Here is a 16052-nt window from a genome sequence, read left to right as displayed (position 1 = left end):
GAGAAAATCTGTGCTAGTATAAAAAATATTGTTTTTACTATGGAAACAATATATATTTTTTTAGTTTTCAAGGAGAAGTATTATGAAGAAAAAACTATCAGTGCTACTGGCGGGAGTAATGGTGTGCACTATGTTTACAGCTTGTGGTAAAGAGAATGCAAGCGAGAATGCTGATAATGCAGCATCAACTGAGAACAGCGCAGATGCAGCTGCTACAGAAACATCTGTTGCGGAAGGTATGGCCCTTACAATTGATTTTGACAATCTTGAAACAGAGACACTTAATGATGTGACAGCATCAGATATTGTTACACTAGGTCAGTATAAGGAACTCTCTTTTGAAGTTGCCAAGGACGAGGTTACAGACGCAGAAGTTGAGGACTACGTTGCAAACCTTTGGTCAACCAAGCCACTTATGTTAGATGTTACAGACAGAGCCGTTCAGGACGGAGATACAGTAAACATCGATTACGTTGGTAAATATGCTGATACCAAGGAAGCTTTTGATGGCGGTACAGCAGAAGGCGCAAGTCTTACAATTGGATCTAATTCTTATATCGAGGGATTTGAGAGCGGACTTGTTGGAGTTAATATTGGAGATACAGTAGATCTTAACCTTACATTCCCTGAGAATTACGGTGCAGAGAACCTTGCAGGCAAGGATGTTGTTTTCACTGTAACAGTTAACAGCATTCAGGCTCCTGACACAGAGATGTCAGATGAGTGGGCAGCAGGTCTTGGATATGATGGTGTTACAGATCTTGCGACACTTAGAGATTATGCCAGAAAGACACTTGAGGATCAGGCTCAGAATGAATTTGATTCAACTGTAGAGAATACTGCAGTTCAGACTGTATATGATTCTACAGCATTTGGTGATATTCCACAGGCTCTTATCAACAGATATATGAAGCAGCAGAAGCAGATGCTTGATTATCAGGCAACTATGTATTCATATTATTATGGACAGCAGCTTACAGCTGATTCTCTTTTAGCTAATTATATGAATGCAGAGGGCTTCGTAGGAACAGTTGATGACTATCTCAACGACATTTCCAAGGATATGGCTCAGCAGTATCTTATGTTCCAGGCAATTGCAGATGAGGAGAACATCACAGTTTCTGATGAGGAGATTGATGCTTATCTCAAGAATGCATATGAGAATGCTTCAACAACTTCTTTCAGCTCATTTGAGGAGTACAAGGAATCTCTTGATCTCGAGATCTACAGAGAGGGACTTATGGCTGACAAGGTAGTTGCTTTCATCGTTGAGAATGCAAATGTAGTTGCTACAGCAGCAACAGAAGATGCAGCTTCTGAAAGCTCTTCAGCAGAGGCATCCGCAGATGCAGCTTCTGAGAGCTCATCAACAGAGACAGTTGCAGAGTAATTGACAGATCATTATATAGAAGTATGAGCCTTTTTTATGGCTAATATAAATACTAAGGAGAAAAAAGATGAGAACTAAAATTAAAGAGCTGTTCAGAAACACATCTGAATATGCTTCCAAAGAAGTGACCATCTGCGCTTGGGTACGTACTAACCGCGCACAGGCACAGTTTGGATTCCTTAACGTTAACGACGGTTCATTTTTTGAAAATCTGCAGGTCGTTTACGATCAGGAACTTAATAATTTTGATGACATCTCCAAGATAAGAGTTGGCGCAAGTGTTAAGGTAACAGGTACACTGGTGCTTACTCCTGATAATAAACAGCCATTTGAAGTTAAGGCTACAGCAGTTGAACTTCTCGGCGATTGCCCAGAGAACTATCCTATTCAGCCTAAGCGTCACACAAGAGAGTATCTTCGTACAGTGGCACACCTTCGTCCACGTACAAACCTCTTCAGCGCTGTATTCCGTATCAGAAGCGTTGCAGCTATGGCAGTACATACTTACTTCCAGGATAGAGGATATCTGTATGTCCACACACCTCTTATTACAGGAGCTGACTGTGAAGGCTCAGATCAGATGTTCAAGATCACAACCTTCAACATGAATGATCTTCCCAAGACTGAAGACGGTAAGGTTGATTTCAGCAAGGATCTCTTCGGCAAGCAGTCCTTTATTACAGGTTCAGGACAGCTTCAGGGTGAGACTTTTGCCATGGCATTTGGTGATATTTATACTTTTGGACCTACTTTCAGAACAGAGAATTCCAACACACAGACTCATGCAAATGAGTTCTGGATGATCGAGCCTGAGATGGCTTTCTGTGATCTTCAGGGTCTTATGGATGTTGAAGAGGAAATGCTCAAGTTCGTTGTTAAGTATGTTTGCGACAAGTGTCCTGAGGAGATTGATTTCTGCGACAAGTTCGTATCCAAGGGATTGAAGGATAAGCTCAATGATATCGTAAATGCCAAGTTTACACGTATCAGCCATCACGATGTTATCGACATCCTCAAGAAGGCAGACGTTAAGTGGGAGTTCGAGCCTGATTACGGTGAGGACATTGCCAAAGAGCATGAGAAGTATATTGTTGAGTATTTCAACGGACCAGTATTTGTAACTGACTGGCCTAAGGATATTAAGGCATACTACATGAAGGTTAACCCTGACAACAAGACTGTTGCTGCAGTTGACCTCCTCGTTCCACAGGCCGGTGAGCTTATGGGCGGTAGCCAGAGAGAAGAGAATCTCGACAAACTCATTGAGAGAATGGACGAGATGGGCGTAGATAAAGAGGGTATTGACTGGTATCTTGATACCAGAAGATACGGCGGTTGTATCCACAGCGGATTTGGTATGGGATTCGAGCGTCTGATCATGTACTTAACAGGTGTTGAGAACATCCGTGACGTAATACCTTATCCAAGAACACCCAAGAACTGTGAATTTTAATTATTTAGGGCATCCCAATTGGGGTGCTCTTTTGCATTGCATCTCATATTATGATGTCATAATATATATTTAGGGTAGCATCGGCGACGGGTATTGTTGCATGTATTTATATGATTTTTTGGCGGGGCTGCCGAGAACATAACGAGGACAAGGGGGACAGGTATGAAAAAAAGGAACAAAATTCTTTTTAAGATAATAGCTCTGGCTCTTGTTATGTCTTTTTCCATTGCGGAGCCGGTGGCAGTATATGCCAAAACCAGTGAGGAACTCGAGCAGGATCAGAAGAAGCTTGAGCAGGAAGAGAAAGCCCTGGAGAAGCAAAAAAAGGATCTGGAGAAACAGTCCAAAGATAGCCAGAACAAGCTAAATAGTGCCAATAGCAAGATTGGTGATTATTCAGAGGCCAAGGAAGATACTCAGGAAGCAATAGATGAGACTAACACAGAGCTTGTTGGTTTGATGGCAGATATAGAGATGATCAAAGAGGACATTGCATACAAGGAAGAACTCATTGATAAGACTCAGAAAGAATATGATGAAGCCAAGGAGCATGAGGAAACTCTTTATGCCGCCATGGTTCAGAGAGTCAAGTATATGTATGAGAAGGGCAATTTGTCCTATGTACAGATACTACTGACAGCTACAAGTTATTCAGATGCTCTTAATAAAGTGAACTTTGTTGAGAATCTGTATGAATATGATAGGATCAAGCTTGCAGAATATGTTGCTGCAAAAGAGGCTGCGCAGGCTTATGGAGAGCAGCTTGAAGGTGAGAAGGCGGAACTTGAGACTTCTCAGTATGAGCTTGAGCAGGAGCAGGAATATATGGAAGAACTCCTTGCTCAGTACAAGGCTACTTATGCTGATTATGAGGTAAAGATAGCTAAGGCTAAGCAGGACGCTGCTGTTTATACTGCACAGATCAAGAGTCAACAGTCGGGAATTGCAAGCCTTCAGAAACAGATTGAAGCCAAACAGAAAGAAGTAGATGAAGCCAAGAAGGCCACTCAGGAAGCTAAGGCTGCAGAAGATGCTGCCAAAGCAGAGGCTGAAGGAAATGGTACAGGTAACACTGATGTGGCTTCCGGAGATAGCGGACAGATATCGGGTGGATCAGGTTCATCCGGAAGTGGTTCAGGCAGTTCCAAGAGTTATTCGTCCCCCGGAAGTTTGTCCGGATCAAATGTTGCCAGTTATGCCTGCCAGTTTGTTGGTAATCCTTATGTGGCAGGAGGAACAAGTCTTACGAATGGTGCAGATTGTTCCGGATTTGTTCAGTCAGTTTATAAGGCCTTTGGAGTATCTGTTCCAAGAACATCCTGGGCACAGGGATCATATGGAAGAGAGGTATCCTATTCAGATGCTCAGCCGGGTGATGTTATTTACTACGGCGGACATGTAGGAATCTATATCGGAGGCGGACAGATTGTTCACGCCAGCACACAGAAGACAGGAATCAAGTATTCACCTGCAACTTACAGATCAATTATTTCTGTCAGGAGATTTATTTAAGGGTATTGGATTATGGATATAGCAATTGCTTATCACAATAATTGTGAAATAAATTCTGGTATGCCTTGATAAGATTGTGATATTATGCTAGCGACAGTTTAATATGAGTTATGGTATTATGTGAGAGATTGTCTAGATATCTTTGAGCTGGGCAATTAGAATTTGTTAGTAGTTTTCTATAATGTAGGAAAGGTAGATATCTAATGGCGGCAGAAGAAAAAGTCATAGTAATTGACTTTGGCGGGCAGTATAACCAGCTGGTTGCGCGCAGAGTCAGAGAATGCAATGTATATTGCGAGATTTATTCCTATCGAACACCACTTGACCAGATCAAGGCAATGAATCCCAAGGGTATTATTCTTACCGGCGGACCTAATTCATGCTATGAAGATGGTGCACCAACTTATACCAGGGAACTGTTTGAACTTGGTATACCTGTACTGGGACTTTGTTATGGAGCTCAGCTCATGATGCATGTTCTTGGCGGAAAGGTTGAGAAAGCTCCTGTTCGTGAGTACGGTAAGACTAATACTTATATAGATGGCTCTAAGGAAGCTCTTTTTGCCGGAATAGAAGATGAGACAGTCGTATGGATGAGCCATTTCGACTATATCAGCAAGGTCGCTCCAGGATTTGAGATTATTGCGCACACTGCAGATTGTCCTGTTGCGGCAGCAGCATGCGAAGAGAAAAAGCTTTATGCAATCCAGTTCCATCCGGAAGTTCTCCACACAGTGAGAGGTAAAGAAATACTTCACAACTTTGTTAGAGGAATCTGCCAGACAGGCGGAACCTGGAGAATGGATTCATTTGTTGAGAACACAATTGCAGAGATCCGCGAAAAGGTTGGAGATGGCAAGGTACTTCTCGCTTTATCAGGCGGAGTAGATTCTTCTGTACTTGCAGCACTTCTTGCCAAGGCTATTGGTAAGCAGCTTACATGCGTATTCGTAGACCATGGTCTTCTGCGTAAGAACGAGGGTGACGAGGTCGAGAGCGTATTTGGACCAAATGGTAATTTTGATATAAATTTCATCCGTGTTAATGCAGCTGAGAGATACTATGCTAAGCTCAAGGGTGTAGAAGAGCCAGAGAGAAAGCGTAAGATAATCGGCGAAGAGTTCATCAGAGTATTCGAGGAAGAAGCCAAGAAGATTGGAAAAGTTGACTTCCTTGCTCAGGGAACTATTTATCCGGACGTAGTAGAATCAGGACTTGGCGGAGAATCCGTTGTTATCAAGTCACACCACAATGTAGGTGGACTTCCTGATTATGTTGATTTCAAGGAAATCATCGAGCCATTAAGACTCTTATTCAAGGATGAAGTCAGAAAGGCTGGACTTGAGCTTGGTCTTCCTGAGTACCTTGTTTATCGTCAGCCATTCCCTGGCCCTGGCCTTGGAATCCGTATTATTGGCGAAGTTACAGCTGAGAAGGTTAGAATTGTTCAGGATGCAGATTATATCTATCGTACAGAGCTTGCTGCAGCCGGACTTGAGAAGCTCCCTGATCAGTACTTTGCAGCCCTTTCCAATATGCGTTCTGTCGGTGTAATGGGTGATGAGCGTACCTATGACTACGCAGTTGTGCTTCGTGCAGTTGAGACTGTTGACTTTATGACTGCTGAGGCTTCTGAGATTCCGTTTGAAGTATTGCAGCGCGTTATGAGCCGCATAATCAATGAGGTCAAGGGCGTTAACCGCGTAATGTATGATCTCACAAGTAAGCCACCAGGAACGGTGGAACTTGAGTGATAACGAGCCAGGCACTCGTAAGTATCAATAAGCACAGGTACGGAGTACCTGCCCAAATAATAAAGACAGCAACTCATGCTTGCATGAGAATTGCTGTCTTTTTATTTGGGTAAGAACTGCGAAGCAGTGTGCTTATTGATACGGAGAGTATTTGGCGACAACAGACGCTTCTAGAAATCGCTGCCTTTTAGCGATTTCTAGAAGAGGAGTGATGCAGCAGGCTTGTGATGCTGGTGTTCAAAAGCTTTGCGGGTTATTTGTTGATTTTTTCTATGGTTTGAGTTATATTTTTCTAGATTTCTAATTTTTCTTTAGCAATCTTTTGTGGTGATAGTTGTCTTACCACGAATAAATCCAATGAATAACGCGACGAGTGTTCGTTGCTTAGCAATAACACTTGGATAACGATTCAATGCACAGAGGAGTGTAGACCTTTTGGGACCATAACACTCAGATGATGCCTACTATTTACAGGGAGTGTCAGTTTTGGACAGTGCAACACTCGTGGATTAAGAGGATTGATATAGGAGTGCTTGCTTGGTATTAAATGTGGTAAAAAAGCTAGTTTTGAGCACTTGTAGAAGCAATGTTTACCTGATTGAGTGTTGGACAGGCTTGAAGAGACTCATAATAGACACTTATAAAGCTGGCGGGGAAGTAAAGAAGTGTTAGACAGGAAAAATTAGAAACAGAACTTGGATAAATGGAGGGAAAAGCAATAGAAGACTATTCAATACAATTAAAAGAACAGGTTGCTAAGCTGGAAAATCTGATCAGTGAAACACAGAGGGCAGCAAATGCGATAAAAATACAAGATGATAGACCTGTGAGAATTTCCAAACGAAAGAATGGATATCAGTATTATCTGGAAAAGGATGATGGAAAGTTAGAGTATATAAGAGAAAGCAATATTGATAAAGTAAAAAGAATAGTGCAGAGGGACTATTATAACGTAGTGCTTGATAAGCTTCTGACTATGAAATATAGGATTGAAAGATTTTTGAAACTTTATGATATTAGCTCAATCGAGGATGTATATAATAATTTGAGTGATGCAAGAAAGGCATTGGTCAAGCCCTTGATACCAACAGATGAGAGCTATATTAGTGAGTGGCGTTCAATGAATAGGGGCGGAATGAATCCTTTCCCGGAAGAAGGACTGTATCAGACATTACGCGGAGAAAAAGTTCGTTCGAAGTCAGAGAAAATACTCGCAGATTTATTTGCTAAGTACGAAATACCTTATAGTTATGAGCCGCAAGTGATATTGAATGACGGAAGAACAGTGTATCCGGATTTTGCTTTGCTAAATGTAAGAACGAGAAAGACAATCTATTGGGAACACTTAGGACTAATAACTGATGGCGAATATGCTAAAAATGCATTATTAAAGCTGCATATATATGAGCAAGCAGGGATAGGTATTGGCAAGGACATGATTATTTCTATGGAGTCTGTGAAAATACCACTAAATATGAAATATGTAGAAAAGAAAATCAAGGAATATTTGATATAATTGAATTCAGCGTTGGAGGAATGCTATCCAGGAGGATATTTATGGAACAATGGGATGCTTATGATGCAAAACTAAATAAAATCGATGGAATGACATTGATTCGTGGTGAAGAGATTCCGGATGGAGTTTTTCATCTTGTGTGTGAAATCATCGTAAGACACGCTGATGGTACTTATTTACTTATGCAAAGAGATCCAAGAAAGCACTTAGGTGGGATGTGGGAAGCTACTGCTGGAGGATCTGCACTCCAAGGGGAAGATCCACTTACTTGTGCGCATAGAGAACTTTCAGAAGAGACAGGAATAAAAGCAGATAAACTTACTGAGGTAGGACGTGTTCTGCATCATCTTCATAGATCAATATATGTGGATTACTTATGTGAAACGGATGCTGATAAAAATAGCGTGGTATTGCAGGAAGGAGAAACATCTGCATTTAAATGGGTAACGGCAGATGAATTACTCTCAATGACACGAAGTGAGTTGGCGACACAGAGGATGCTGAATTTTATTGTAGAACTGAAGTAATCAGTGTACTCTTTTAACCCCCTCGAATTCGGAGGTTTTAAAAATATAAGATGCTGGTGAGGAGAGCATAAGCTATTCATGGATAATAAGGCATTTGACTCTAAAAGGATAGCACAGGGCTATGCCAAGAGACCCTGGCTTCATAAGTCAGTAATAGAGCAGATTAAAAAAGATTGCAGTCTTCCTAATGATTATATGTTCAAAAATGGTCTTGACGTGGGTTGTGGAGCGGGACTTTCAACCAAGGCACTAAGGCTCATATGTGACAAGGTAACAGGAACAGATATAGCAGAATCAATGGTTGAAGTATGCGATGAGATTTATGGCACAGATTCTTCTTACTCTTTTTATACTGCTAAAGCGGAAGAAACAAGAATCCCAAATAAAAAATATGATATTGTAACAGCTGCAGGATGCATCAACTGGGTGGATGAAAAGAAGTTCATGACTAATATGGCTGAAGTTCTGGAGGATAACGGGCTTATCGTAATTTATGATTTTGGGATTACAGACAGAATGGTAGGAAATGATGATTATACCAGATGGTACCGGGATGAGTATCTGAGCAGATTTCCTAAGCCACCTAGAAAAGAGAACAAGTGGACTCAGTCTGATCTGATTGGTGGCTTTGTAATGGAAAAGCAGACGGAATATGATATGGAATACTCTTTTACCCTGGATAAGTTCGTGGATTTTATGCTGATCCAGTCCAATGTTAATGCTCAGATAGAGCGCGGAAATGCCAGTGCTAATGAGATAAGAAAATGGATGAAGGAATCCTTGACGCCAGTTTTTGCTGGGGGAGAAAGGCAACTTGTATTCTATGGATACAGCTGGTATTTACGGAAATGGGGAATAACGGCAGCAGCCAACCATGAGTTATTTCTCAACAGATATCTTTGAAGGTGAGATGGCACACGCAAGATTTTACGATGAGGAGATCCGTAAGCAGATCCCGAAGTGCCATTACAGGAAGTACACCATCAGCGAGATCATCAATTCTATCATCGGGAGCGGATTTACTTTGGAGCGTTTTGATGAACATCCTTCATGGGAAAATGAAAAACTCCCGGGTGAGTTTACGGCGATTGCAATAAAGCGGTGAGTAAAGTTTTGTTATAACCGTTCTTTCTATATGAAGCTGCCGGGGTGGCTGTTATCATTCTTTTTGTAAGGCGCCGCTACAAGTAACAGGAAATAAGTAGATACGAAAGGATGATAAAAATGAACAGAGATATATTTATAAAGAATCTGACAGGGGACAAAATTGAGATGAGCCCCAAGGGAAGATGTGCTAATGAACTTTCCGTGGAAGAGTTTGAAAAAGGATATGAGAACTTTTTCGATATGATCTTTGGGATTGCTGATACGGATATTTCTTCTCTGACCGGTTACGGTGAGTTCGACGAAGACAACAAGGCGCCCTTTGCCACTTTCGAAGAGTTTGTCCGCGAGACCTTTAATGAGGATCAGGAGGGCTACTGGCACAACTGGACTCAGATGTTTGAGACAACGTTTCTTAAGAAAGATTATTTCGATAAGATATATGCAAAGATCATGCAGTATGCTCCCTTCTGCGAAGGGCAGAGATTTCTTGCAAATAACAACACTTTCTTTGTCAACATGATCGTGGATGATGCGGGAAAGACATACTGCGCAGACTGGGGACGTGCCGGCATCATGGACTTCCTTATGGATTTTGCAATCCTCGACTTGAATAAGCCCTATCTCCTGGTTCCGGAAAAACTGTATGAGTATGCAAAAAGAAAAAATATAGATATAAAAAACTATAAGGAACGTTTTCTGTGCATGGCGTATTTTAAGGGACTGCACACACTCATGTGGCATGCATCCATAGACGATCTTGAGTCCTGCGAATCCATTACCGCATCTTTAAATGAACTGGAAGAACGCATGAACAGGCTGGTCTGAACAGATGAAATATGAAAATGCCAAGGATATTCTCCCCGCAAGTCTTTTGAAAGAAGTGCAAAAGTATGCGGAAGGAAAAGCTATTTATATTCCCAAGTGCGAAAAAACTAAAGGCTGGGGAGAAGCATCCGGATATCGTGAAAAACTGAATAAGAGAAATGCCCTCATCTGCAGCAGATATGCTGCAGGTGCCGGCATCGTTGAACTGGCTGAAGATTTCTACCTGTCTCCGGAATCAATCAAAAAGATCGTATATGGTAAGAAGATAAAGCTTCCCGTGTATTCCCCGAGCATTTACTCTGCAAAGCAGTATTCGGATGCAGGCGTAGGTGAAGAATGGGTAAGGATATATCTGGAGAATGGAGGACTGGAAACACCTGACGGGGAGGAGTTTTTCCTGTCTGAACTGGTAAAGATACCCCTTCGGCTTATAGAAGATGATGCAGATGTGATCATAAATAAAAAATCGGATGGATACACAGATGTACCGTTGATCGCTTTATTTGAGGGCCACAGATTCAGAAGTTTCTGTGGAGAAGAATATCTTGCTTTGCTGAGAAAGGAAAAGAAGAACGCTCACTGGGCTTTTATTTTCGTGAGCCGCAAGGAGTACAGTTACTATCTTAACAACTTCGGCAAGCAGTTTCAGAGAGGAACATAATTACCTGGAAAAAAGCGTGGAGGAATGCGTATTGACAAATGTTTTAGAGAAGGCAAAAGCCATTTATGATTTAGAGAATTATGAGTTTGAACAAGTGGGCGGACATGACGGCGGAAGAAACCTCGTCTATGTCTGCAAACAAAAGGAAGAAAAGAAATGCGTATTAAGAATATCCGCGCTTGGTGACAGGACGATGGAGGAATATGAGGCAGAGACGGAATTCGTGCATTACCTTGCGAAAAACGGTGCATCCGTCGCGGATGTGATCCCTTCGAGGAGCGGAAAACTCGTGGAACGCATGCAGGTAAAACCTTCGGTGATCGGTTTAAGCGAGGCTGCTGATGGAGCAGAAGGTGATGCGGAATGCTTTGTATCTTTGTTTGCGTATGCTAAAGGAATCCTTCTCAGCGAAAACGGATATCATTACAGAGATGGGGCACCGCTTTCCGAGCTGTTTTACAACATGGGAAAGACCATCGGAGCGATTCACAGGCTCTCGAAGCAATATCGGCCGACACACCAAAGGCAACATTATTTTGACAAGTACAACATGGAGTATGTCGATAAGGTGATCCCTGATGCTTATGCGGAGCTGAAGGCGGCCATTGCGGATCGCCTGGAGAGGTTCAGGACGCTCCCCGTGGATCCGGAGAGCTATGGCCTTGTACATTTTGATTTCAGCGACGGGAATTATCACGTGGATTTCAGTGACGGCGCAATTACGACCTTTGATTTCGACAATTGCATCTATTGCTGGTATATGTTTGACCTTGCACATCTTTGGACGCATGGCGTTGGCTGGTGTCAGTGGATGCCGGACGGAGAGAAGCGACTGGCCTACATGAAGGAAGAGTATTTTGCGACCATTTTAGAGGGTTACCGGAGTGAGGCAACGGTTTCCGAGGAGCTGTTGGAAAAGCTTCCGCTCTTTATCGACATGGTGCTGATCGAAGGCATTGTGGACGAGTTTGAGTGCGCCGCCAGGGAAGGTGAGGAGCTGGATCCGGAGGACGTGGAAGATTACGTAAAGTGCCTGGTGGAAGCCATTCCATACGCAGGCATAGGAGTAGACTTATAAGGGCTCTATCTTGGTTCATAGCGCTGAAAAATAGGCTTAAAGAAGAGGGAAGTCAGTTGGTGACAAATTGTCACCAACTGAAAATGAGATCGCCGAAGGATGGAAAACGATATTGTTGAAAAGAGAACCGGAAAACCTGTAATAACGAATAAAAATGCAGCCCAATTGCAAGATTTGGTTACTGGACTCATTGAAACTATAAATGACAATAGTGATGATTAAGAAAGGTATATATTGAATTATGATAAAATATATATCAAGAGGGTATTGCTTATGCGAAGTCTTCAGAGCCTGGAGAATTCCTACAGACAAAAGCGCTATGACAGATACGACAGCGGCAATATGAACATCAGACATCTATTGGGACACCGCGTTGCCAATAGAATAATTGTGATGCTTATCAAGGTTCAGAGGCTCATAAAAAGGCAGAAGCTGATAATTATAAATGACAGACACAGTATAACTGACAGGCCAACTATTTTTGCTCCTACACATATTGGAGGCGTTGATGCAGAGATGGTTTTCGAGGCTGTGCAGAAACCTGCCTGGTTTATGGTTGCTGATTCACGTGAGATGTATAGAAGCTTTTCGGGAGCAATGCTTGATCTTAACGGAGCAATATGCTTTGATTCAGACCATAAGAAGGACCGCTTTATTGCAAAAGAGAGAGTAAAAGAGCTGATGAGAAAAGGGCAAAATGTCATTGCTTTCCCTGAAGGAGCGTACAATATAAGCCCTAATCAACTAGTCATGCATTTATATACAGGAACGGCGGAAATAGCTATCAGCACAGGGGCAGATATTGTGCCTATCGCACTTGTACGTGATGGTAGAAATTATTATGTGAATATTGGGAAAATAATTGATGTAAGGAAATATTCGCTTGAGCAGAAACATGAATTAACAGTGTTACTTCGTGAAGCATTGGCTTCCATGGTGTGGGAAATTCTTGAACAACTTCCTGTAACAAAGAGGGGAGATATTGCGTCTGACTACTATGAGAATGTATTTCTGGAGGAAATGTTCGCTGACAATGGAAACTATACTTACACGGTAGAAGATGTCAGAAGTACTATGTTTCGGCCGAAAAGTATCACAGAGCCTGATGAGGTTTATTCCTTCATGCACAAACTTCAGCCCAAAAAGGAGAATGCATTTCTGCTTAGAAATTCTACTTGATAATGCAAATTCAAGCCATTGTATTATTCAATAATTATGAATCTTAACAAAGAACATAATATTTTCAATGATCACGATACCGTCTTGTCAATTACCAGTGCCAGCAGTGCACCAAAAAGAGCCATAAAGAACGCATCAAAGTTAGTGATCAGATACTGAAGGAAACCTTCCATGACATCGATATCTTCAAGGCTGGCAGCAGTGGGCTTTCCACTTACCACAAGGTCTGCGGATTCTGCATCATAAGTGTATTCGGACTTTAGTTCTTTGCCTGCAACAAGGAGTGACTGATTTCCACAGAAAAAACTGTTCTGAGAAGCACCGGACGTGCTATACAATTCAGCTCCATCATTTTCAAGAGTTCCCGAGAGCTTTTTAATTGTTCCGCTCAAGTGGAAATCTTCGATGTTGTCGGTGAGTGTGGTACTAAGCTCAGTTATATTTTCAAAAGAAAAAATGCAGTTATCATGTAAAACAATTTGAGCTCCATTATCGCTAATAGTCTCTCCTTTAAATATGATGACAGTATTGCTGTCAGCTTCTAATGGAAGATCACTCCAAATATGCAATGAGTCAAAAGAGGTAAAATCTTTCATTGTTACTTCTATATTATCAACAACAGTTTTGTGATCGGAACCGGATTCATCAGTAAAACTTTCGGTTAAACGATCACCTTTTTTTATTTCTATAAAATCTGCAAATGTGGAATTAACCGTAGAATCAATGGGCGTAAAATGCATCTGAGGATTTGTGATACTCCCGGGGATACCATCTGTAAGATCGTCTGCCTCAGCGCTCTTGAACTCTATGACAAGATCATGGGGCTGTGCGCTATATGTTTTACCGTTTATGTCAAAAGAAACAGCATCTTCGTTAGTTATTGAGCCGTCTGTAGCATTAAGGGTAATAGCCACAAAGTCAAGATTTCCTTCAAACCCTTCAAGGGCAATGTCCCTGGGATCACCCTGAATAATGATTGAGGTGTTATTCTTTCTGACCAGATAAAGAACACTGATAAATAGGAAAGAAACAATAAAGATTCCGAGAAGAACAAAATAGATTAGATTTTTCTTATTGATATTCTTCATTTCTTTTACCCCGATATTGCAGACCGCTGTGTTAAGAAATATACATATACATAATAGCATAGATTATTACATGAGATTGCAAAAATGCACAATAACTTGTGATCATATAAAAAGAATGATATGAGAGATAAACAGGTCATTATTGAAATGTGAAAAATAAGTATAAAGTGCTGTTTAGACAAATATTATCATTTTGCCTATTGCTTTTATTTGTTTTATGGTTTAATATCAGATAACGGAAATTTGTTATACAAGGTAGTTTCCGGGATACAATATTATATTTATATGTTCTCTTATTCAGAGTGGTGGAGGTACATAGGACCTATGAAACCACGGCAACCCCTTGAGTGATCAGGAAGGTGCCAACCTGAGCGTGCAGTTCCCGAATGGGAATATGAGATGACATTTGGTATCACGATGCGTTTAGCATATGAGATACCGGTTTAGACAGAAGTCATTTCTACGAGCAATAAGAGGATCTGAAACGTTAATCAGTTCCGCTTGTTTGTGCACGCAACAAGCGGATTTTTTTGCTAGTTAAGGCAAAGCTAAAAAGAAAGGAAAAAAGAATGGATAAGTTTATTTTCACATCCGAATCAGTTACTGAAGGACATCCAGATAAAATCTGCGATAACATCTCTGACGCAATCCTTGATGCCTGCATGGCACAGGATCCTATGAGCCGTGTTGCCTGCGAGACAGCAACATGTACAGGTTTTGTTCTCATCACAGGTGAGATCACAACTAAGGCAAACGTTGACTATGCTAAGATCGCTCGTGAGACAATCAAAGAGATCGGCTATGATGATTCAGCTAAGGGCTTTGATGGAAACACATGTGCAGTACTTGTAGCACTTGATCAGCAGTCAGCAGATATCGCTATGGGTGTTGATAAGGCTCTTGAAGCTAGAGAGAACCAGATGACAGATGAGCAGCTTGAGGCAATTGGTGCCGGCGATCAGGGTATGATGTTCGGTTATGCTACTAACGAGACAGAAGAGTACATGCCATACGCAATCAGCCTTGCTCACAAGCTTACCAAGAAACTCACAGAAGTTAGAAAAGATGGCACACTTGCTTACCTCAGAGCTGATGGTAAGAGCCAGGTTTCTGTTGAGTATGATGAGAACGGTAAGGTTAAGAGACTTGAAGCTATCGTTATTTCAACTCAGCACGATGAGAAGGTTACTCAGGAGCAGATCCACACAGATATCAGAAAGTATGTTATCGACGCAGTAGTTGATCAGTCGCTCGTAGATGAGAACACTAAGATCTATATCAATCCTACAGGACGTTTTGTAATCGGCGGACCTCAGGGTGATGCTGGTCTTACAGGACGTAAGATCATCGTTGATACTTACGGCGGAGCAGCTCGTCATGGCGGCGGTGCTTTCTCAGGTAAGGATTGCACTAAGGTTGACCGTTCAGCAGCTTACGCAGCAAGATATGTTGCTAAGAATATCGTAGCAGCAGGCCTTGCAGACAGAGCAGAAATCCAGATATCTTATGCTATCGGTGTTGCACAGCCTACATCAGTTCTTGTTGATACATTCGGAACAGGTAAGGTTTCTGATGAGAAGCTTACAGAGGCAGTTCGTAAGGTATTCGATCTTCGTCCTGCCGGAATCATCAAGATGCTCGACCTTCGTCGTCCTATCTACAAGCAGACAGCTGCTTATGGACACTTTGGACGTAACGACCTCAATCTTCCTTGGGAGCAGACTAACAAGGTTGATGAGCTCAAGGCAGCAGTGCAGTAATAGAACAAATAAAGTCTAATCTGTTCGCTTCTGGCTCGAACTAATTCATGGTATAAAAATCAAAGGACCAATTCCTACGGTTTAAATAAGTAAACCGTAATCAGGAATCGGTCCTTTTCTTTTTACACTCATGAATTTACGTACTCGTGCGAATGACTCACATCTTAGACTTTATTCTTTACATACTGTCAGTGCAGCTCAT

15 protein-coding genes and 1 riboswitch are annotated in these 16052 nt (G+C 41.7%); of the genes, 14 read left to right on the top strand and 1 reads right to left on the bottom strand.

Translation table 11 applies throughout. The features are described 5' to 3' along the window. Positions 1 to 82 precede the first annotated feature (82 nt). The 13 genes from tig to BPR_RS14060 all read left to right on the top strand — a co-directional run bounded on the left by tig (position 83) and on the right by BPR_RS14060 (position 13002). Positions 83 to 1390, top strand: a complete 1308-nt coding sequence (tig, locus tag BPR_RS14115) for a trigger factor (RefSeq protein ID WP_013282167.1) — start codon at positions 83 to 85, stop codon at positions 1388 to 1390. Positions 1391 to 1457: 67 nt separating this feature from the next. Next, the gene (gene asnS, locus BPR_RS14110) at positions 1458 to 2843 is read left to right on the top strand and encodes an asparagine--tRNA ligase (RefSeq protein WP_013282166.1); all 1386 of its coding nucleotides are present in this window, start codon (positions 1458 to 1460) and stop codon (positions 2841 to 2843) included. Between the two features lie 162 nt (positions 2844 to 3005). Continuing rightward, positions 3006 to 4355 carry a C40 family peptidase gene (locus tag BPR_RS14105; protein WP_013282165.1) on the top strand — a complete coding sequence of 450 codons (1350 nt, stop codon included), beginning with the start codon at positions 3006 to 3008 and terminating at the stop codon, positions 4353 to 4355. A 203-nt stretch (positions 4356 to 4558) separates the two neighbouring features. Beyond that, positions 4559 to 6109 (top strand): glutamine-hydrolyzing GMP synthase, encoded by a 1551-nt coding sequence (guaA, locus tag BPR_RS14100; RefSeq protein WP_013282164.1) that lies wholly within the window; start codon positions 4559 to 4561, stop codon positions 6107 to 6109. A 703-nt stretch (positions 6110 to 6812) separates the two neighbouring features. Beyond that, the gene (locus BPR_RS14095; protein WP_013282163.1) at positions 6813 to 7625 is read left to right on the top strand and encodes a hypothetical protein; all 813 of its coding nucleotides are present in this window, start codon (positions 6813 to 6815) and stop codon (positions 7623 to 7625) included. Between the two features lie 41 nt (positions 7626 to 7666). Next, positions 7667 to 8152, top strand: coding sequence for an NUDIX hydrolase (locus tag BPR_RS14090; RefSeq protein WP_042257157.1), 486 nt, complete (start codon positions 7667 to 7669; stop codon positions 8150 to 8152). Between the two features lie 78 nt (positions 8153 to 8230). Then, positions 8231 to 9055, top strand: a complete 825-nt coding sequence (locus BPR_RS14085) for a class I SAM-dependent methyltransferase (protein WP_013282161.1) — start codon at positions 8231 to 8233, stop codon at positions 9053 to 9055. Beyond that, positions 9027 to 9257, top strand: coding sequence for a hypothetical protein (locus BPR_RS14080; RefSeq protein WP_052301832.1), 231 nt, complete (start codon positions 9027 to 9029; stop codon positions 9255 to 9257). Before BPR_RS14085 ends, BPR_RS14080 begins: the two co-directional genes overlap by 29 nt. A gap of 119 nt (positions 9258 to 9376) precedes the next feature. After that, positions 9377 to 10084 (top strand): hypothetical protein, encoded by a 708-nt coding sequence (locus BPR_RS14075; RefSeq protein WP_013282159.1) that lies wholly within the window; start codon positions 9377 to 9379, stop codon positions 10082 to 10084. 4 nt (positions 10085 to 10088) lie between these two features. Next, positions 10089 to 10745, top strand: coding sequence for a CD3324 family protein (locus BPR_RS21550; RefSeq protein WP_013282158.1), 657 nt, complete (start codon positions 10089 to 10091; stop codon positions 10743 to 10745). Positions 10746 to 10776: 31 nt separating this feature from the next. Then, positions 10777 to 11823 (top strand): phosphotransferase enzyme family protein, encoded by a 1047-nt coding sequence (locus BPR_RS14065; protein ID WP_013282157.1) that lies wholly within the window; start codon positions 10777 to 10779, stop codon positions 11821 to 11823. Positions 11824 to 11922: 99 nt separating this feature from the next. Then, a complete protein-coding gene (locus BPR_RS21490; RefSeq protein ID WP_275450168.1) occupies positions 11923 to 12045 on the top strand; it encodes a hypothetical protein in 123 nt (40 codons plus the stop codon). A 51-nt stretch (positions 12046 to 12096) separates the two neighbouring features. Next, the gene (locus BPR_RS14060) at positions 12097 to 13002 is read left to right on the top strand and encodes a lysophospholipid acyltransferase family protein (RefSeq protein ID WP_042257155.1); all 906 of its coding nucleotides are present in this window, start codon (positions 12097 to 12099) and stop codon (positions 13000 to 13002) included. A gap of 71 nt (positions 13003 to 13073) precedes the next feature. Here the strand turns inward: BPR_RS14060 and BPR_RS14055 are convergent, their stop codons facing one another. After that, positions 13074 to 14090 (bottom strand): hypothetical protein, encoded by a 1017-nt coding sequence (locus tag BPR_RS14055; protein WP_042257153.1) that lies wholly within the window; start codon positions 14088 to 14090, stop codon positions 13074 to 13076. Positions 14091 to 14380: 290 nt separating this feature from the next. Then, positions 14381 to 14489: riboswitch (SAM riboswitch) on the top strand. Between the two features lie 170 nt (positions 14490 to 14659). On the opposite strand from BPR_RS14055, the gene metK reads away from it, so the two are divergent. After that, positions 14660 to 15850, top strand: coding sequence for a methionine adenosyltransferase (gene metK, locus BPR_RS14050; RefSeq protein WP_013282154.1), 1191 nt, complete (start codon positions 14660 to 14662; stop codon positions 15848 to 15850). Positions 15851 to 16052 lie beyond the last annotated feature (202 nt).

This window comes from Butyrivibrio proteoclasticus B316 (assembly GCF_000145035.1).
GTDB classification, from domain to species: Bacteria; Bacillota; Clostridia; order Lachnospirales; family Lachnospiraceae; genus Butyrivibrio; species Butyrivibrio proteoclasticus.
Note: the sequence above shows the minus strand (reverse complement) of the source record. Positions and strands in the feature narration are given on the sequence as shown.

Bases quoted from the DNA above. Each gene is read 5' to 3' on its own strand.
- tig (WP_013282167.1), top strand. From the start codon at position 83: ATGAAGAAAAAACTATCAGTGCTACTGGCGGGAGTAATGGTGTGCACT.
- asnS (WP_013282166.1), top strand. From the start codon at position 1,458: ATGAGAACTAAAATTAAAGAGCTGTTCAGAAACACATCTGAATATGCT.
- BPR_RS14105 (WP_013282165.1), top strand. From the start codon at position 3,006: ATGAAAAAAAGGAACAAAATTCTTTTTAAGATAATAGCTCTGGCTCTT.
- guaA (WP_013282164.1), top strand. From the start codon at position 4,559: ATGGCGGCAGAAGAAAAAGTCATAGTAATTGACTTTGGCGGGCAGTAT.
- BPR_RS14095 (WP_013282163.1), top strand. From the start codon at position 6,813: ATGGAGGGAAAAGCAATAGAAGACTATTCAATACAATTAAAAGAACAG.
- BPR_RS14090 (WP_042257157.1), top strand. From the start codon at position 7,667: ATGGAACAATGGGATGCTTATGATGCAAAACTAAATAAAATCGATGGA.
- BPR_RS14085 (WP_013282161.1), top strand. From the start codon at position 8,231: ATGGATAATAAGGCATTTGACTCTAAAAGGATAGCACAGGGCTATGCC.
- BPR_RS14080 (WP_052301832.1), top strand. From the start codon at position 9,027: ATGAGTTATTTCTCAACAGATATCTTTGAAGGTGAGATGGCACACGCA.
- BPR_RS14075 (WP_013282159.1), top strand. From the start codon at position 9,377: ATGAACAGAGATATATTTATAAAGAATCTGACAGGGGACAAAATTGAG.
- BPR_RS21550 (WP_013282158.1), top strand. From the start codon at position 10,089: ATGAAATATGAAAATGCCAAGGATATTCTCCCCGCAAGTCTTTTGAAA.
- BPR_RS21490 (WP_275450168.1), top strand. From the start codon at position 11,923: ATGGAAAACGATATTGTTGAAAAGAGAACCGGAAAACCTGTAATAACG.
- BPR_RS14060 (WP_042257155.1), top strand. From the start codon at position 12,097: ATGCGAAGTCTTCAGAGCCTGGAGAATTCCTACAGACAAAAGCGCTAT.
- BPR_RS14055 (WP_042257153.1), bottom strand. From the start codon at position 14,090: ATGAAGAATATCAATAAGAAAAATCTAATCTATTTTGTTCTTCTCGGA.
- metK (WP_013282154.1), top strand. From the start codon at position 14,660: ATGGATAAGTTTATTTTCACATCCGAATCAGTTACTGAAGGACATCCA.